Origin of the sequence: Mesorhizobium sp. LMG17149, from assembly GCF_024518695.1 — a bacterium.
Taxonomy (GTDB): domain Bacteria; phylum Pseudomonadota; class Alphaproteobacteria; order Rhizobiales; family Rhizobiaceae; genus Mesorhizobium.
On sequence record NZ_JANIFL010000022.1, the window covers coordinates 1 to 16892 of the forward strand.

Genomic DNA, 16892 nt, shown 5'->3' on the forward strand with positions numbered 1-16892 from the left:
ACACGGCCGAGCCACGGATGTTTAACGCGGGATGCCGGTCATTCCGCTGCAGGATGACGCGATGATGGACACTGATATTCCCGCAATCCGGCGCCGCACAGGCCGGTCTTCCGGTTTCCAGATTCACCTGCGGGAATTGTGGCTGGCAGCCTGAAAATCAACTCCCAAGGCTTCGAACCGGAAGCCTGGTCGGTGTCCCATCGAGATGGGGCGCCGACCTCCTTTGAATGAGCATCAGGTGAATCAACATGGCTGACGAAGAGATCATCCTTTCCGAGCTGTCCGACGAGGAACTCGTGCAGCAGATGCACGACGACCTTTATGACGGGCTGAAGGAAGAAATTGAGGAAGGCACGCGCATCCTGCTGGAGCGCGGCTGGGCGCCCTACAAGGTGCTCACCGAGGCGCTGGTCGAAGGCATGCGCATCGTCGGCGAGGATTTTCGCGACGGCATCCTGTTTGTTCCGGAAGTGCTGCTTTCGGCCAACGCGATGAAGGCCGGCATGTTCATCCTACGACCGCTGCTTATCGCCACCGGCGCGCCCAAGCAGGGCAAGATGGTCATCGGCACCGTCAAGGGCGACATCCACGACATCGGCAAGAACCTTGTCGGCATGATGATGGAGGGCGCCGGCTTCGACGTCATCGACCTCGGCATCAACAATGCGGTCGAGAAGTATATGGCGGCGATTGAAGAGCATAAGCCTGACATCATCGGCATGTCGGCGCTGCTGACAACGACCATGCCCTACATGAAGGTCGTCATCGACACGATGAAGGAAAAGGGCATCCGCGACGACTATGTCGTGCTGGTCGGCGGCGCGCCGCTGAACGAGGAGTTCGGCAAGGCTGTCGGCGCCGACGCCTATTGCCGCGACGCCGCCGTGGCGGTCGAGACCGCCAAGGACTTCATGAAGCGCAAGCATAACACCCGTAGTTGAATGGCTGCGGTGCCAACCCTGAAGGCGCCGGTGTCGTTTGCGGCCGCTCGATGTTGATCACCATCAACCAGGATGTATGACCTTATGAATGCGCCATTTTCAACAAGAGATCATTCGCGGATCGTGGGATGGAACCCCAGCCGGCAGGTGATCGACACGCAGGACGTATACCGACTGGTTATCCTAGCACTTCCCGGATTTTCGCTACTCAGCCTTTCGTCATTTGTAGATCCCCTTCGCATCGCGAATTCTGTGTCCGGTCGATCATTCTTCGAGTGGACGATTGCAAGCCTGGATGGCCAGCCGGTTGAATGCGCCAGCGGGTTCGTCCTGTCGGTCGGCAGCGACTTCGCTAGCACCGGCGAATGCGTTCCGGCTGGCAAAGGTACGAACATGGTCATTGTCTGTGCAGGCGAACGGGTCGAAAGGCAGACGTCTGCTGCTCTCAGCAAGATTCTTCGGCTTTGCAAGCGGCATGGTGTTCCAATCACAGCGTTGGGTACGGCGACATGGCTGTTGGCGGACAGCGGGTTGCTGGACGGCACCGCGTGCACAATCCATTGGGACAAGAGAGCCGCCCTCTCTGAAAAATTTGGCCGGCTTCAGGTCACTGACCGGCTATTCGTTCGTGATAGTCACCTCCTCACTTGCGCAGGAGAATTTGCGTCGTTCGACCTCGTTATGGAGCTGATCAGCGAACGCCTCGGCAGAGACATTGCATTGACCGTCTGCCGACATACGACTGCCGGGCATTGGCGCCCTGCCTCTGATAGACAATGGACCATGAATGGCGGCGAAGCCCGCATCTGCAAGCCGGTCGCCGAAGTGATTCGCATTATGGAGGAGCATATTGAGGACCCGCTGCCCTTACGCGACATTGCAAGATGTGTCGGCCGCTCACAGCGTCAGATTGAACGGCTTTTCCAGCGATCGGTTTCGTTGTCTCCCATGCGCTTTTACCTGCATTTGAGACTTAGCCGCGCGAAGCGTCTCATTGCACAAACAGAGTTGCCGATTATTGACGTCGCGGTCGCCTGCGGTTTCGTGTCGGCCTCACATTTCTCGAAGTGCTTCCGCGAAGCCTTCGGCGCCAACCCCAGTACCTGTCGCGGCTGACCTATACTCGGTGACGCCCCCTTACGAGGCCCCGCAAAATCCCCGTGCCATCAATTGGCAAGCACCTCGGCAGCCTGGCTTTCGCACGGAGCGCTCGGAACCTACGACGGCCGATGCTCCGGTGGGAGCCGAGGCGTCGAAGAGCACCGTGCCTGACGTCGACCGAAGAAGCCATCGTCGTCTGCCGCTGGATGACGTCATGGTTTGTCCGAGAGACACCATCCAACCCCCAGCTTAGCGCCTCATCACAGACTCCAGCGCGCCAGGGCAATCCCGACCTGCCCAAAACCGCGATGGTTCCAGCCGACGCCTCCGTCGGCCGCACACTTCGACTGCATCTACATTGCCAATGGCATCGAGCACTGGGCTGATCAACCCGTACCAGCTCATTCCGGGTCCACCACACATAGCAGGCCACTGGAATGTTAGAGCTGACAACGTAGGAGGCGTGCGGGATTTTCCTGAATTTCGCGGGCGGCGCTGTACGCTGGGTCGTAAGTTCACAACCCGACACTTTGTCAGTTTTGTCGTCTGCGTACGGGCGTAGTTGGAGCAATGTTGTGTTGTTGTGCCTCAGCCCAATAGCCGAATTCATCAAAAATTGTCTTTCTTCCCGCCTTTGGCCAATTGGCACGAGCTTTGATGCTCACATTGAGAGTTGGGATCAGGAGCCGAATAGCCGCTGCCGATCATACTTAACGGAGGAGCTGCCATGAATACCGTCGATCACCAGACGACACTGGAACAAGTCGCACGACAGCGCATCAGGGACGCCCTTGTACTCGAGGGCGACGCCGATCGCCTAACCCAATTCTATCGGGGATGGGCTGGTGCCTACGATGTGGATGTTGGCTGCGAGGGGTACTGCGGCCCGATGATCGTGGCGGAACTAGCAGGCGCCGTGCAGGCAGCATATTTGAGCAGCGAGCGAACTGCCATCACAATCCTGGATGCTGGCTGCGGAACAGGCCTTGTCGGCGTGCAACTGGAACGCCTCGGCTTCGGGCTGATCGATGGGTTCGATCTTTCCAAAGAGATGGCCGAAAAGGCGCGGCAAACCCGAGTCTACCGTCATGTCCAAGACTGTGTCGACCTTAACGGGGTACTCTCTGAGTACGCCGACGCCGGCTATGATATCACGGTTTGCTGCGGTGTCTTTACACTTGGGCACGTTAGACCAGACGGGCTGCGCGAGCTGGCTCGCGTCACGCGCCCGAAAGGATTCATCATCACAAGCATCCGCAAGAGCTACGCCGAGGCCGCATTCTTCGAGGACCAGGCGCGGCGTCTGCAGGATGAGGGCGTTCTTTTACTGGCGCAGTGTCTAAGCAACGGCAGATACGTCGCCGAGGAGCGTGCGGACTATTGGGTCTTTCAAGTGCCCGAGAAGGTCAGCGCGGCAGAGCGACAGGGGTTGTGATCATGCTCTGCCTCGGGAGCGAAACCCTGTTGTGGATGACCTAAAGACGAGTAGGGGTTTTCCCAGCACGGTGGCGCGTTTCAGTCCTACTTCGCGTCACGATAAATCCAAATGGCCGGCAGCTATGCGCCGGCTTCAATCGGCAAAACAAAGGTGTACTAATGTCCAAAGGTTTAGAAGCCAGACTAGACGACAAGCTGCGCGCAAAACGCGAAAACTTTGACAAAATACCGGTGGTTGATATCGGACCGCTCCTCAATGGTACGAACAAACAGGTGGTGGCCAGGGAGATACGGTGGGCGCTTTCCAATACTGGATTCATGTATGTGAAGAACCACGGAGTCCCGCAGGATTTCATACACTCGGTGTTTGATGTGAGCCGTAGGTTTTTTGATTTGCCATTGTCGCAGAAGTCGTCACTGCATATTGGCAATTCCGATTCGGCCTTTCGCGGTTACATTGAGCTGTTCGGCGAGAACACCGATCCGGGCAAGACCAAAGACTTCAAGGAGTGCTTCGACTTCGGACCTGAACGTTCGACCTTAGAAGGTCCCTTTTTTGGTCCTAACCAGTGGCCCTCAGGTTGGCCCGAGTTTCGGGAGCTGACATACAGATACCATCAAGAGATGGTGGGCCTCTCGAAAAAACTTTTGCAGGGAATTGCGCTCAGTCTGGACCTGGCGGAAAGCTATTTCGAGGACCTCATGCGGAACCCGATCAGCATTCAGCGGCTGCTTCACTACCCGCCGCAGAGTGGTTATATCAGCGAAGACATGATCGGAATCGGCGCCCACACTGACTACGGCAATTTGACCATCCTTGCACAGGACGACGTGGGCGGTCTTCAGGTCATGAACCGAGACGGCGATTGGGTACAAGGCACGCCGATCCACGGTACTTTCATAATCAACGTCGGGGACCTGCTTCAGCGGCTCACCAACGGTGTCTATCTGGCCAACCTACATCGCGTAGTGAATAGCTCAGGGCGTGAGCGATACTCAATCCCCTTCTTTATCGATGCTGATTTCGATGCGATCATTGAGCCATTGGCCTCATGTGTCAGCGACAGCAACCCTCTGCGCTACCGGCCGGTGACTTGCGGCGAACACAAACTCGGGCGTTTCGCAGCAAGTTATGCTCATTTGGCCAAAGCATGAAAGAGCGGGCGGCCGCCTACTCGCGTGACAATACTCTGCGGGGTCGAACCGGCCCAGTCGAACTCAGAAAACGCCATAGGTGGGACAGTATTGTCACGCATTAGTCCCTTGACCGCGCCTTTGAAGCTCAATGTGCGCGGCATCTGGCGGCAACAGGGGTTTCGCAGCCACTTCCTGCGGGTATGCTAACACTTTCGAGACCTGGACCCTCGGCTGGCGTGCCACGCGCACCATCCGCAGCAGGATGAACTGCTCGCTTGCAGACGCGTTGTCACCACTCCGCCTGCCAGATCGATGCACAGGACGTTCAGCAGCGCCATTCGAAGATATCTGGTCTGTCGGATTCGCTACACACGCGTGGTAGGCAATCTCTTCGTTAGCCTCAGTCAAATAGCCGAGAGAAATCAGAATCCTCGGTTGCCGGGCGGGTGAATCGGCACGATTTTTGAGTGTTTCCTGGGAGAGACAGTAGGCGCCGCTGACTGGAACCTAAGGCGCAAAACATGGACAAGCCCCCAACTTCGTAAATTACTTGGAAACATCGGGATTTTAGGAGGACGTTCCGAAAACAGCGAAATTCCAAGCGACCTCTGGCGAAAAGTACTCATCCCTCAATCGAGCAGGCGAAAGAAACAGTATGTCTGATACTCACATAAACCAAGATCTGTCTATTTTGACGGATGACGTCGCGTGCGCAAAGCAGCTCAATGCCCGCAACGTAAAAATCCTCAGCACGGGAGGAGAAAGGGGGCGCGGGGTATTCGCTGCTCGCGACTTCCTGCCGGGGGAAATTGTCGTCATCGGGCTAATTGACCGTATGGAAACGGTTCGAACGACAAACTCCTTTCAACTGGACTGGAATGTCCATGCTCTCTTTCATAAGCCGGCTGTCATTGTGAATCATTGTTGTGATCCAAACTTAGCGATTGTGCCCAATCGCTTCGGGGCCTACGACTTCGTCGCCATTCAGCATATCTCTTCTGGCGCCGAAGTGACGTGGAACTACGCTACATCGGAATACGAGTGCATTGGGGTATCGGTATGTCTTTGTTCGTCTAGAAATTGCCGAGGCTCAGCCGGAGGCTTCTCCACATTGCCTCGCGATCATCCTCTGCTCGTATCGGGTTTTTACGCACCGTACCTCAAGAAAACCCAGGGCACCTTCCAAGAGAGAGATAGGGTTGCTTAGCCCCCGGGAACGCAACATGCGTCGGATGACCTGCTCGTTGGCAGTGACCGCCCTGACAGTCTTGCGCGCCGCGGTGAGCGTGCGCGCCCTCTGGCCAGTAGCGGACTTCAGATGAACTGCCTTGAACCAACGTGTGCGCACAATCTGTGCAATCCCCTGCGCGTCACCTGTCAATGCCACTCGTCCCCAAAAGTGCCGAAGTAAAATTCCCCAGTTTCGCCGCTCAGGCTGTCCCGGTGGGGTGTCCATTTTTCGGTGGCCGGCCGCGCGGCCGCGATGGTGAATTTAATGTCGGCGGCGTGATGGAGGTTTTGATCGCAAGTGTTCGGGCATGAGCTCGGCGTGCTGGCGGAGCCGATAACTCGATCCTTCGATCTGGACGACGACCGCATGGTGAAGCAGGCGATCGAGAAGTGCGGTTGCGACGACAGGGTCGCCGAAGACCTCGCCCCATTCGGCGAAGCCGCGATTTGAGGTGACAATCATTGCGCCCTTCTCGTAGCGGGCGTTGGCGAGTTGGAAGAACAGATTGCCGCCATCGTGGACAACGGGCAGGTAACCGAAGCGTCGGCGCTCCTGCGCGAGGTCGCGCAGCCGACCACGCAGCTGTGTCTCTGGCGGTCGAGACTGGTATCGAATCATCTTGCGATCGGCGCCGACGAAGGAACAGGCCCGACGCTCCGATAGGCCCATAACGGCCTGCAGATGCGCTACGGATTCGCGCCTGGCGGCGGGTCCTAACATTTTTTCGACAGAAGCTCGCGCAATGCCGAGGCTTCGAGCGTCGGCGAGCAGCTTCTTTAGCTTGGCGTTCTCGTCTTCCAATGCCTCGGGCGCTTGGCGTCGGAGACGTCCATCCCGCCATATTTGGCCTTCCAGCTATACAGCGTCGCCTCGGAGATCCCGTGCTTGCGGGCAAGATCGCCAGCCTTCGCACCCTCTTCATGCTCGCGGATAACCGCGATGATCTGCTCTTCCGTAAATCGCTTTGTCTTCATCAGTCCGTAATCAAGGACCCTGACTCTAATCTCAGATGGAGGAAATTCTCAGTGGCAGGTCTGTATTCAGGTGCTGCTGCGCCATCGCAGTCTGGGGCGAGGACTCTAAATGCCCAGACCGACAGCAACTGACAAAATGGCGGATTCGAAACAAACACTGACAAAAATGTCCGCATCATTACACATGGATGTTTTCAAAGGTAAATTAATGCCGTCAGCGGGCGTTCAGCGCGCTGGCACGGCGTTTGCTGGTTGAAATGCGGCAAAACTGATTGACGGCTGACTGCATCGAAGCCCGCCTGACGATAGAGGCCTCCTTTCAGTCGACTCGGTGCACCGTCTCTCAGGGAACAGCTTGCCATAAAGCCGCGCAGCTTTGGGATGGCGTTGGAGAGCAATATGGTTTTGCAGATGGGGTCGTCGGCTCCTTCGATCAATGTGGAGACTTGGGTGCGCGGCGAGCCCATCGCACATTTCCAGCCCGGCAAAGTATACGTCGTCGAATTTTGGGCAACTGGGAGTGAACCATGTGCGGCGGCGATGCACCATCTGATGCAGTTGCAGGAAAGGTTCAAGGACAGTGGGCTCGAGGTCATCGTAGTCGCGGCTCATGAAGGCGCGCTATCGACGGTTGAGGCGCGAGTCAAGCTGGACGCGTGGTTGACCGAAAAGTGCTCGAACCTGAATTTTCCGATCGCGTTCGACCATACAGGCCAAATGAAAAAGCGTTGGGTGGAAGCAAGCTTTTCTGGCGAATTTCCGACCTTGTTTGTAATCGATGTAGACGGTCGTATCGCCTATATCGGTCACGTGACTCGACTTAACGAGGTCTTGACGAGAGTGCTCAACGGCAGCTGGCGCACCAGCGACGCAGCGAAAGTCGCCGACTCGAAGCGGATCGCCGATAGAGAACTCAATAAGCGCGAACAAGCGTTGACCAAGTCAATTAATAGGAGATTTTGGGCCGCAGTGAGAAAAGAGGACTGGGAGACGGCACTCTCAGCAGTCGAAGAGGGCAGCGCCTTGATGCCCGACGACATCAACTTCCGCTTGGCTCAGGCGCATCTATTGCTTCACAGAATGCAAGACATGCCGACCGGGTTGCCTGTCATACGCCAATTGGCTCGCGACGCGATCGAAAGGAACTCCGAGCATTGGCTGCTGGCAACATTAGACCAACTTTTCGGTCCGGCGCACGACCACTCGCACTTTCCGTCTCATGAGCGCTTCGCGCTCGGCAAAGAGTTGGCGGAGCATATCCTGGCACGCAATCCACTCCAAGGCGACGGCCACAAGTTCCGGACTTATCCGGCGGTGGCTCGATACTATCACGAGAGCGGCAACCAAGATCGTGCGATCGAGCTAATCGAGTTCGCACTGGAGTCGCTGGACAGTGCGGAACCTATGCTGGACGAGCTGAAGCAGCACCTTCTACCGGACTTGCTGCAGGCCTTAGCCAACTACAAGGGTGAGGAGGTTTGTTACGGCGCCCTCTGTGCGGCTCCGCAAAGCAATGTCCTGAAGGCACGATCGCAGGGCGGGCCGAGGAGAAAGCATAAAAGGGTTTGATAGCAAGAAGGGCTTACGGGCCAATTCGTTCAGGCATATGCGTCCATCGAAGCTGAATGGCATCAATATACAGGATGTTACTACACATGTTCTGCGGATGCCTTTGAAACCCATAAAATCATGGTGGTATGGGACAAAGCCCGGGCACCTAACGAAGAAAGAAGCGTCAGCGCAGATGCTCGCATTTCAGTTCAAATCGACTAAGAGCAACGAATCGCGGCGCCGGACCGGGCTCGTGCGTCGCGCGCACGGCCATCAGGTTGGGCCTTCGGAGGCAGAGATGCCTATTCATCTTGCGGCCGCTTAATGGTCGCATCGCCGACCGGGTGGATAGGCCTTGACCACGCGGGAGAAGGTGTCCGGATTAAACCGGCCTGCGCGTGCGTCTCGCGTCGGCATGCTTGTAACGGTGAATGGCGAAAGGGCAGCCGAATGAAGCGTTTTATGGGGAAGGTCGCCTTAGTGACCGGGGCTAGCCGCGGCATTGGGGCGGCAATCGCCGACAGACTTGTCAGCGACGGGGCCAGAGTATTTGCGGTTCAGCTCGAGGCGACCGGTCATAGAGAAGGGATAGTCGCGGACCTTTGCGACCCCGGCGTTCCGAACATGGTAATTGACCATGTCGTCCGACAGGCTGGCCGCCTCGATATCCTGGTCAACAACGCTGGGTGCATGGTTGAAGCAAGGGTAGATGATACCGGGCTGGACGAGTGGCGACGCACAATGGCGCTGAATCTTGATGCTCCTTTCCTGCTGATCCGTCGCGCCATGCCTCATCTTCGAAGAAGTCGTGGCTCAATCGTCAATGTTGGCTCGATAGAGGGATTGGCCTCTAACCCAGGGCACGCGGCATATTGTGCCTCGAAGGCTGGGCTGCATGGCCTTACACGCGCCGTGGCAGTGGACGGCGGGCAAGACGGGGTGCGCTGCAATGGCGTAGCGCCTGGTTGGATCGATACGGATCTCAATGTCCATTTCGTCGCCGCTTTGCCCGAGAAGGCACTGGAACGGCTTGGTACCATTCATCCGTTGGGCCGAACAGGCCGCGTTGAGGAAGTCGCCGCCATGGTCGCATGGATTGCCTCCGACGAAGCTGCATTCGTCACCGGCCAGATTTTTGTCGTAGACGGTGGCCGAACTGCCAAGTTAAGTCTTCCATGACGGTTAGTCGTATTTCGAACTGGGGCCGGCCGCCTGGAACGCCATCCTCCCGCTGGCACCTGCCTTGTCGCTATCAGCCGCGACGTCGAGAACCGGGTCCGTCTGATGCTAAAGGAATATGGCCCCAGTTCCATTGCTCGGCAACGTCAGAGAATAATTGCCTACCGACATCTGCTGGGGCCAATCTCCGAGGCTGCTGTGCATTTAGGGTGAGATTTGCCGTGAACAGGAGAAGGCTCGATGGCAGATCTGGTCCTTCTACGAGGAGACGAGCGCCCCCGCCGCGGCGTGTTCGAGCGAGAGAGCATGCACTGTTCGCGTGCCTTGGCGATGTATTTTTTTAGCGGCGCTTGCACGCCTCCGGCGCTGAGCTTGCTGCCATGCCTTCACCGCTAGGACTGAACCAGGCATGATGTCTGCTTCCGCTCCTAGCTGCCGCAACAGCACGCAACGAAGGAGTCTAAAGCTCGTGGGAAGAAAAGCACTCATCTTGGTTGAAGGTGATAGGGGTAATGGTCCGCGCCACATCCAAGCGGCTAAACGTCTCGGCTTTCATCCAATTACGCTGGCAACGGATCCGGCCCAGTACAAATATCTCGTAGCGGAAAACGTCGACGCTGTTCGTGCTGACACCGGTAATATCGATGCTCTGATCAGTGAATGTTACCGGCTGCGTTTAATGTATGAAATTGCCGGAATTACTGGCTTTGTGAGCGATGACGTATCGCTTTCCGCCATAGTTGGTAAGCTCTCTCGGCACTTCGGTCTACCTGGGCCGAACCCCGCGTCGGTGGAACGATGCCGCGACAAATTCGCTCAACGTAAGCTTCTCGAGGAGGCTGGCGTGTCAGTACCTGCATATCACCGAGCAGCGAACGCGAAGGAGGTGGAAAGCTTTGCCACCCACATCGGATTGCCGGTAGTTGTCAAGCCAGTCCGGGGCAGCGGAAGCATGGGTGTTAGGTTGTGCAGCAATGTCGAAGAGTTAGCAGCACACTCGGCTAGTCTGTTGGGCAGGAAGAACATACCACCTGATTCGCAAGGGATACTGGTCGAAGAATTCGTACAAGGCCCTCATTACGGCATTGACATACTAGGATATGAGGTAATTGCCATTGCCGCCCTAGACTTTGGTGTACAACCATATTTCATCTGCCGCGAGTGCACCTATCCCGCCGTGCTTAATGATGACGAACGTGCCAGCGTTGACGAAATTTCGCTCAGCTGTTTGCGAACTCTCGGCCTTGGCTGGGGGCCAACGAATATTGAACTCCGGTGGACGAAGCGTGGTCCAGTTGTCATTGGAGTCAGTCCACATCTTCCAAGCTCGCCCGCTCCTGAACTGGTTTGGCTAGCTTACGGAGTGGATCTCATAGCCGAGCACATTAAACTTGTGACCGGTGTCCAAAAGAGGTTGCGCAGAAGCCCCACGGATACCGCGGCCGCGCGGTTCCTGGTTCCTGATCGCGATGGCAATCTCGATTGGACCGATGGCGACGATCGGTCGGCTGAAGGCGTGGCCGAGGTCGAGTGGTATATCCCACCCAAGACGCCGATCGTCAGGAAAGGAGATTATCGAGACCGCATCGGACATGTCATCGCCGTTTCAACCAATCGCGCTCAAACCCAGACGATGCTTCAGCGTGCCGCCGATTCAATCAATTGGTCGATCACACCATCTGCGAACCTTGGCGAATAGAGGCAACCTGGGACCCTTACTTCCATGCAAGAACCGAGATCGGGACTCAGGACGGACAGGTTGCGAGAGGATCGAGGCCACGGCGTGCGCGGGTGTTTTCGCCTTTCGTCCCACACTCCGATTCGTCGCCACCGGTTTGGCGTGCACTTTGCGGAGCGGTGCGCATGTCGAGTTGATCGGAGGAAGGGCCGCCGCATGAGGCGGTTTGTCGCGAAAGTCACGGACCCGCAGCGCATCTTGGTCGGGCTTCCGACATTCTTGCTCAACTTCGGACAGAAGAAGGATTGCGGTTTCGAATCGGCAACGCCTCTCGCTGCAAGAGCGATGTGATTGCATAGGGTTAAGTAAATGGCGCGGCGCTTGCTTCAGCCCTCTAGGCGCGGAGAAAAGCGCGCGTCACAAGTAACCTAGCATGATCCGAGGGGGCCGAAGGGCAATTTTTTAGGAAGAATTGAAGTTCTTTCGGATGCCTTGACGCAGTTATAGTCATCAACAGGAGTGTAGTCGAATGACATCTAATATTGATCTGGATGAGCGCCGGAAGGCCGCTGTCTCGGCGGGGGCCTCTTGCTCGTTTCCAATATACGTGGACCGCGGTCGAAATGCAGAGCTTTGGGATATCGAGGGACGGCGATACATTGATTTCGTAGGTGGAATGGGTGCTCTGGCGGTCGGACACTCGCATCCCGACATTGTTCTTGCCGTACAGGCTCAACTTAATAGGTTCAGCCACACGTTCTTCGGCACCGCTCCTTATGAAAGCTACATTGCTCTGGCTGAGCGTTTGAACGAGCGTTGCAAGGTGGGCGGATCGGCCAAGACATTGCTCCTCACGACTGGTGCAGAGGCGGTCGAAAACGCTGTCAAGCTTGCCCGCGTCTACACAAAACGGCGTGGAATCATTGTCTTCGGCGGGGCATTTCATGGTCGTACGCTCTTGACGATGGCGATGACGGGCAAGGTAAACCCATACAAACAGGCGTTCGGGCCATTCCCTGGGAGCATCTATCGCGCGCCCTTCCCCAATCCATATCGGGGTGTCAGCGTGGAGCACTGCCTTTCGGCGTTGGAAACGCTCTTCGAAACTGAGATTGAGCCAAGTGCGGTCGCGGCCCTCGTCATCGAGCCGCTTCTCGGTGAAGGTGGCTACATCCCCGCGCCCCTAGCATTCATGGAAGGCATTCGGCGGCTTTGCGATCGGCATGGGATCGTCCTCGTAGCCGATGAGGTTCAATCCGGCCTAGGGAGAACCGGCCGCCTGTTTGCCATAGAACATACCGGCATCGAGCCTGACTTGATTCTGATGGCCAAGAGCTTGGCAGCCGGGCTCCCGATTGCGGCAGTGGTCGGCAAGGCGGAGATCATGGATTGCGTTGGCGTCGGCGGCGTGGGCGGAACATATGCGGGGAATCCGTTGGCATGTGCGGCTGCATTGGCAGTGCTGGATGTCCTCGACCGAGAGAATCTGCTGGTGCGGGCTCGTGAGATTGGTGCGCGCCTCACCGCTGGTTTGCAACAAATTCAGAAGAAGAGAAACCGCTCGGTGATTGGCGACATTCGTGGATTGGGCGCGATGATCGGCGTCGAACTCGTCGAAGATGAAGAAACCCGCAAGCCCGCGCGTTCCCTCACCGCCAAAGTGATCAAGGAAGCAGCCAATCGAGGTTTGCTGCTCTCAGAGGCCGGCCGACACTTCAACGTGATCCGATTCCTTGTTCCATTGACCCTGTCGGATGCAATCATCGAGGAGGCTTTGAATATCATCGAAGCTTCCATCGATGCAGTCGTCGGTAATGACCTTGCTCCCGACGGCCCCGCGGTCGCTCAGGCCTCGTGACAATGTCTTGACCTTTCGAAACGCCCCTTGTCTAGCGGCCAACGATCGCCGGCGCCGCAGCAGCTGACCTTGTGGCCTTCCGCTGTATCCGGCCACCCGGTCTCGCATGTATCTACATGCACCCGGCAGGCGAGCCTTGCCGGGTGTCGTAATACCTGTATCTGCCGGCGCGATGCCGAAGCGCTCAAGCTTTGCCGTCGCCCGATTGGTATTTGCGTCCTCATCAAAATCGGCGCGGGTCGTCTAGAGACGTAAATCCGCTTACGCCTGCGACATCCTGCCTCGACCAGCCTATCCTGCGCGCATCGTCCTCGATCACACCCACGGCTCATGACATAGCCGACTGTGCCGACGCCCGAAAAACAAACCCGCCAAACCCCAATCCCCACCTCCGCTCCGAACTCAACGGCCGCCGCCGACGCTCGGACTTTGGTAAAAGCACTGCCACGGCAACCAGCCGCGCCATCAGGCTATCGAAAAACTCATCGCTGTTCTTTAAGGCCGTTAAATGCAGTCGACCATGTAATAGCCTTTCTTCTCTACCTGCGATCGTGTTGTCGGATTCGGAACAATTATGTTGGTTCCAACCTGCCATATCCCGTTAAGTTATTGAATAGGTGTAAAACTATTTCTTGAGGCTCTTTCCGCTCAGTTGGCACGACTTTTGAACATCACCGTCGTGAGGCGGCAGGAGCTGCCCGCCAAAATTGATGCTGTTATGGGGGAGGTCGAAAATTCCAGTTTTGTCTTTTAACGTCTTTGGGACCGAGCGTGTTGATGCGCCCGCTTGGAAACTATGAAACGTTTCCCTGTCCATGGACGCGGCGCCACTGGTCGCGACGTACTCGCCTTCACTGTCCGCCACTGGAGCCGGCAGCCGGTGCGGCTCGCGATCATCACGGCTGCGATGCTTGCCTCCACGCTGGCTGACGTGCTGATGCCGGTCTATTCAGGTCGTCTCATCGATGCTGTTGCAGGTGGCGCTGCTGTGGCAGCACCAGCCTGGCATTCGGCCCTTGCAGCCTTCTCTGTACCGATTGCGCTTGCGCTGGCTGCCATTGCCATGCGCCACATCGCCGTCATTGGCCTGAACGATCTTTTGCTGAAGATGATGTCCGATGTCGCGAACGAAGCGTTCTATCATGTCCAGCGCTTTTCGACGGACTGGCATGCGAACAGCTTCGCCGGCTCGACAGTGCGCAAGATAACGCGCGGCATGTGGGCGCTCGACCCTCTAAACAGCACAATATTGGTCGCGCTGTTCCCGTCCTTTATCATCTTGGTAGGTTCGACGGCGCTGCTCGGCTGGCATTGGCTGGTCATGGGGCTGATCTTTGCTTGCGGCTCTCTGATCTATCTTGCGTTTTCGATTTCGCTGTCGCTCAGCTATGTCGCGCCGGCGGCAAGCCTTGCCAACCAATGGGATACAAAGCTCGGCGGCGCGCTTGCGGACGCGGTCAGTTGCAACGCTGTGGTCAAAGGCTTCGGCGCCGAGGTTCGCGAAGACGAGCGGCTTGCAAATATCATGACCAAATGGCGCCACCGCGCGCGCCGGAGTTGGGTGCGCGGAACGATCATCGACTCTACCCAAGGCGTAACTTTGGTTGCGCTCAGGGTGGCGGTGGTCGGATATGCCCTGCTTCTGTGGTCGCATGGACAGGCAACGCCGGGCGAGATAGCATATGTTCTCACGTCCTTCATCGTCCTGAAGGGCTATCTGCGTGATGCCGGCATGCATGTCCGCAACGTGCAACGCTCGGTTAATGATATGGAAGAACTGGTGGCCATCCACAATCAGCAGCTGGATGTTGCGGATCGTCCAGAGGCCAAGCCGATCCGGATCACGACGGGCCGCATCGATTTCCAGAACGTCCACTTCCGCTACGCCAACCATCCCCTGCCGATCTATAGCCAATGTTCGCTGTCGATTGAGGCTGGCGAAAGGGTTGGGTTGGTTGGACCCTCCGGTTCCGGCAAGTCAACATTCGTGAAGCTCATCCAGAGACTCTACGACCTGAGCGGCGGCCGGATCCTGATAGACGGCCAGGACGTCTCCGAGGTGACCCAAGAGTCGCTCCGTTCGCAGATCGCGATCGTGCAGCAGGAGCCTATCCTGTTTCACAGGTCGCTTGCAGAGAACATCGCCTATGGCCGGCCTGGCGCGAGCCAGGCCGAGATCGAGCAAGCGGCACGGCTGGCCAGTGCGCACGACTTCATCGCGCCCCTGCCGAAGGGCTATGGGACATTGGTCGGCGAAAGGGGTTTGAAGCTCTCCGGCGGCGAGCGCCAGCGCGTGGCGATCGCGCGCGCCTTCCTGGCGAACGCGCCGATCCTGATTCTGGACGAGGCCACATCGAGCCTCGATTCGGAATCCGAGGTGCTCATTCAACAAGCGGTGGATCGGTTGATGGTGGGTCGAACCACACTCGTCATCGCACACCGGCTGTCGACCGTCCGCTCGCTCGATCGGCTGCTCGTCTTCGACCGTGGCCGCATCATGGAGGACGGCGATCATGCCGCGCTGATCAATCTCGATGGTGGCATTTACCGCCGCCTCTTCGAACGGCAGGCGTTGGAACTAGCGAAGGGCCTGGCCTGATCGGTAAACCGGCTTGCGCGATGGGCCGAGCCGTTGCCGGAGAGGGGTGTGGCAGTGACGAGCGGCGGCGTTAGGCCGGCAAAACCAGCACGGCCGGAACTGTCCGCCAAACGGGCGAGCGGGAATGCACCACGTCTAAGCTTCGGCGAATGGGCAGTTACACGCGGGCACTGAATTATCGCGCCTCACGGCGAACGCACCAAAAGGGCGGGAATGTCGACGGCCCGGGAAGTGTGCGGCCCTCGCCGTTACCCACATTTCGCCAAAGGAAGCGAAGTCAGCACAGGCCGGCTGGGAGCCCTGTCGCTGGCCCAACCTACCGCACGCCGGCCACGTCAACGCTTCAAAGTCCCTTCGGTTCGCAAAGTCGTCCCCTTGGAGACCCGAAAGCGCAGGAGCTCCGACCGCAGTCTTCGCTCAACTCTGGCCATCTGCTCCGGGATTGGATTCCGTTCCCTTGCTAGCACTGTGGCAGCTGAGCACGAACTCGCCGGCCTCGTGTCTTTCGATTACGGCCAACGGGCTTAGGAAGAGATTGGATTCGCCGGCCCTCTGCGGAGCGAATGAACAGTTCTACAGATCATCGACGTCCGCGAAAAAGAGCACGCAGCCGAAGTAGCCAGCCTGAAGCAGCAGCGAACAGGCCAGCGTCGTGACGACTGCCACACGGAGCGAATCCAAAGCGAAGTAAACCATCGACGCATTGCTGCACAGGACCAGCCCCACGAGCCGACAAAAAGATGAAGTGCAACGCCGTTCTCCTGGTTTTCGCCAGATCATGTTGCGAGCTCGTCGGCCGCAACATGCGTCTGGCAGTTCTTGGGGCAGACGCGGCCGCAGGCTCCGCAGCCGATGCAGCGGCCGGCATCATCGACAACCATGATCATGCGATTGAGCTTGCCGTCGAAATCGTCGTCCTCGTCATCGCAGGGGCCGAGGATTTCACCCGCATCATCAACGCCGTGAAGATGCATCACATCGCGCGAGCAGACCTTGAAACAACGGCAGCAGCCGATGCAGGTCTTGCTATCGATGGAGGTCAGGTACGACGGCATCCAAATGGAGCCGTCACGGGTGGTGAATGTGCGCATCATCCTAAATTCTTCATTGAAGCGAGTTCTCTCTTGGCAACATCCAACTCGGCATAAACGGCTTGGGTTTTCTCGGCGACTTCCTGTATGTCGGCCCACTTGCCCGGCAGACCCT

Annotated in this window: 14 protein-coding genes and 1 pseudogene; 10 read left to right on the top strand and 5 right to left on the bottom strand. The window is 57.5% G+C overall.

Annotated features, from left to right (window positions below; genetic code table 11):
- The first annotated feature begins 248 nt into the window (after positions 1–248).
- From NP945_RS31580 to NP945_RS31600, 5 genes are all read left to right on the top strand, one after another.
- A complete protein-coding gene (locus tag NP945_RS31580; RefSeq protein ID WP_127403231.1) occupies positions 249–941 on the top strand; it encodes a B12-binding domain-containing protein in 693 nt (230 codons plus the stop codon).
- A gap of 84 nt (positions 942–1025) precedes the next feature.
- Positions 1026–2057, top strand: a complete 1032-nt coding sequence (locus NP945_RS31585; RefSeq protein WP_164757246.1) for a GlxA family transcriptional regulator — start codon at positions 1026–1028, stop codon at positions 2055–2057.
- A gap of 712 nt (positions 2058–2769) precedes the next feature.
- Positions 2770–3477, top strand: coding sequence for a class I SAM-dependent methyltransferase (locus NP945_RS31590; protein WP_127403229.1), 708 nt, complete (start codon positions 2770–2772; stop codon positions 3475–3477).
- Positions 3478–3638: 161 nt separating this feature from the next.
- A complete protein-coding gene (locus NP945_RS31595; protein ID WP_127403228.1) occupies positions 3639–4634 on the top strand; it encodes an isopenicillin N synthase family oxygenase in 996 nt (331 codons plus the stop codon).
- Between the two features lie 637 nt (positions 4635–5271).
- Complete coding sequence (locus NP945_RS31600) at positions 5272–5823, top strand: SET domain-containing protein-lysine N-methyltransferase (RefSeq protein ID WP_127403227.1); 552 nt, start codon at positions 5272–5274, stop codon at positions 5821–5823.
- Between the two features lie 285 nt (positions 5824–6108).
- Here NP945_RS31600 and NP945_RS31605 read toward each other — a convergent pair whose 3' ends face one another.
- Together NP945_RS31605 and NP945_RS31610 are read right to left on the bottom strand one after the other, a co-directional pair.
- Positions 6109–6378: an ATP-binding protein gene (locus NP945_RS31605; protein ID WP_275955570.1), complete on the bottom strand. Its 270-nt coding sequence runs from the start codon at positions 6376–6378 to the stop codon at positions 6109–6111.
- Positions 6379–6821: pseudogene (locus tag NP945_RS31610) on the bottom strand (transposase); the annotation flags it as partial.
- Between the two features lie 399 nt (positions 6822–7220).
- On the opposite strand from NP945_RS31610, the gene NP945_RS31615 reads away from it, so the two are divergent.
- The 5 genes from NP945_RS31615 (at position 7221) to NP945_RS31635 (ending at position 15686) form a co-directional block, all read left to right on the top strand.
- Positions 7221–8390 carry a TlpA disulfide reductase family protein gene (locus NP945_RS31615; RefSeq protein ID WP_127403226.1) on the top strand — a complete coding sequence of 390 codons (1170 nt, stop codon included), beginning with the start codon at positions 7221–7223 and terminating at the stop codon, positions 8388–8390.
- 432 nt (positions 8391–8822) lie between these two features.
- A complete protein-coding gene (locus tag NP945_RS31620; protein WP_127403225.1) occupies positions 8823–9551 on the top strand; it encodes an SDR family NAD(P)-dependent oxidoreductase in 729 nt (242 codons plus the stop codon).
- A gap of 469 nt (positions 9552–10020) precedes the next feature.
- Positions 10021–11250, top strand: coding sequence for an ATP-grasp domain-containing protein (locus NP945_RS31625; protein WP_127403224.1), 1230 nt, complete (start codon positions 10021–10023; stop codon positions 11248–11250).
- 508 nt (positions 11251–11758) lie between these two features.
- A complete protein-coding gene (gabT, locus tag NP945_RS31630; RefSeq protein ID WP_127403223.1) occupies positions 11759–13087 on the top strand; it encodes a 4-aminobutyrate--2-oxoglutarate transaminase in 1329 nt (442 codons plus the stop codon).
- Positions 13088–13883: 796 nt separating this feature from the next.
- Positions 13884–15686 carry an ABC transporter ATP-binding protein gene (locus NP945_RS31635; RefSeq protein ID WP_236392225.1) on the top strand — a complete coding sequence of 601 codons (1803 nt, stop codon included), beginning with the start codon at positions 13884–13886 and terminating at the stop codon, positions 15684–15686.
- Positions 15687–16259: 573 nt separating this feature from the next.
- On the opposite strand, the gene NP945_RS31640 is transcribed toward NP945_RS31635, so the two are convergent.
- The 3 genes from NP945_RS31640 to NP945_RS31650 all read right to left on the bottom strand — a co-directional run bounded on the left by NP945_RS31640 (position 16260) and on the right by NP945_RS31650 (position 16887).
- Complete coding sequence (locus NP945_RS31640) at positions 16260–16382, bottom strand: exopolysaccharide production repressor protein (protein ID WP_245467838.1); 123 nt, start codon at positions 16380–16382, stop codon at positions 16260–16262.
- Between the two features lie 80 nt (positions 16383–16462).
- Positions 16463–16780: a ferredoxin III, nif-specific gene (fdxB, locus tag NP945_RS31645; protein ID WP_174800308.1), complete on the bottom strand. Its 318-nt coding sequence runs from the start codon at positions 16778–16780 to the stop codon at positions 16463–16465.
- Entirely contained in the window at positions 16777–16887 is a 111-nt protein-coding gene (locus tag NP945_RS31650; RefSeq protein ID WP_306283351.1) for a CCE_0567 family metalloprotein, read from the bottom strand. Before NP945_RS31650 ends, fdxB begins: the two co-directional genes overlap by 4 nt.
- Between the last annotated feature and the right edge of the window lie 5 nt (positions 16888–16892).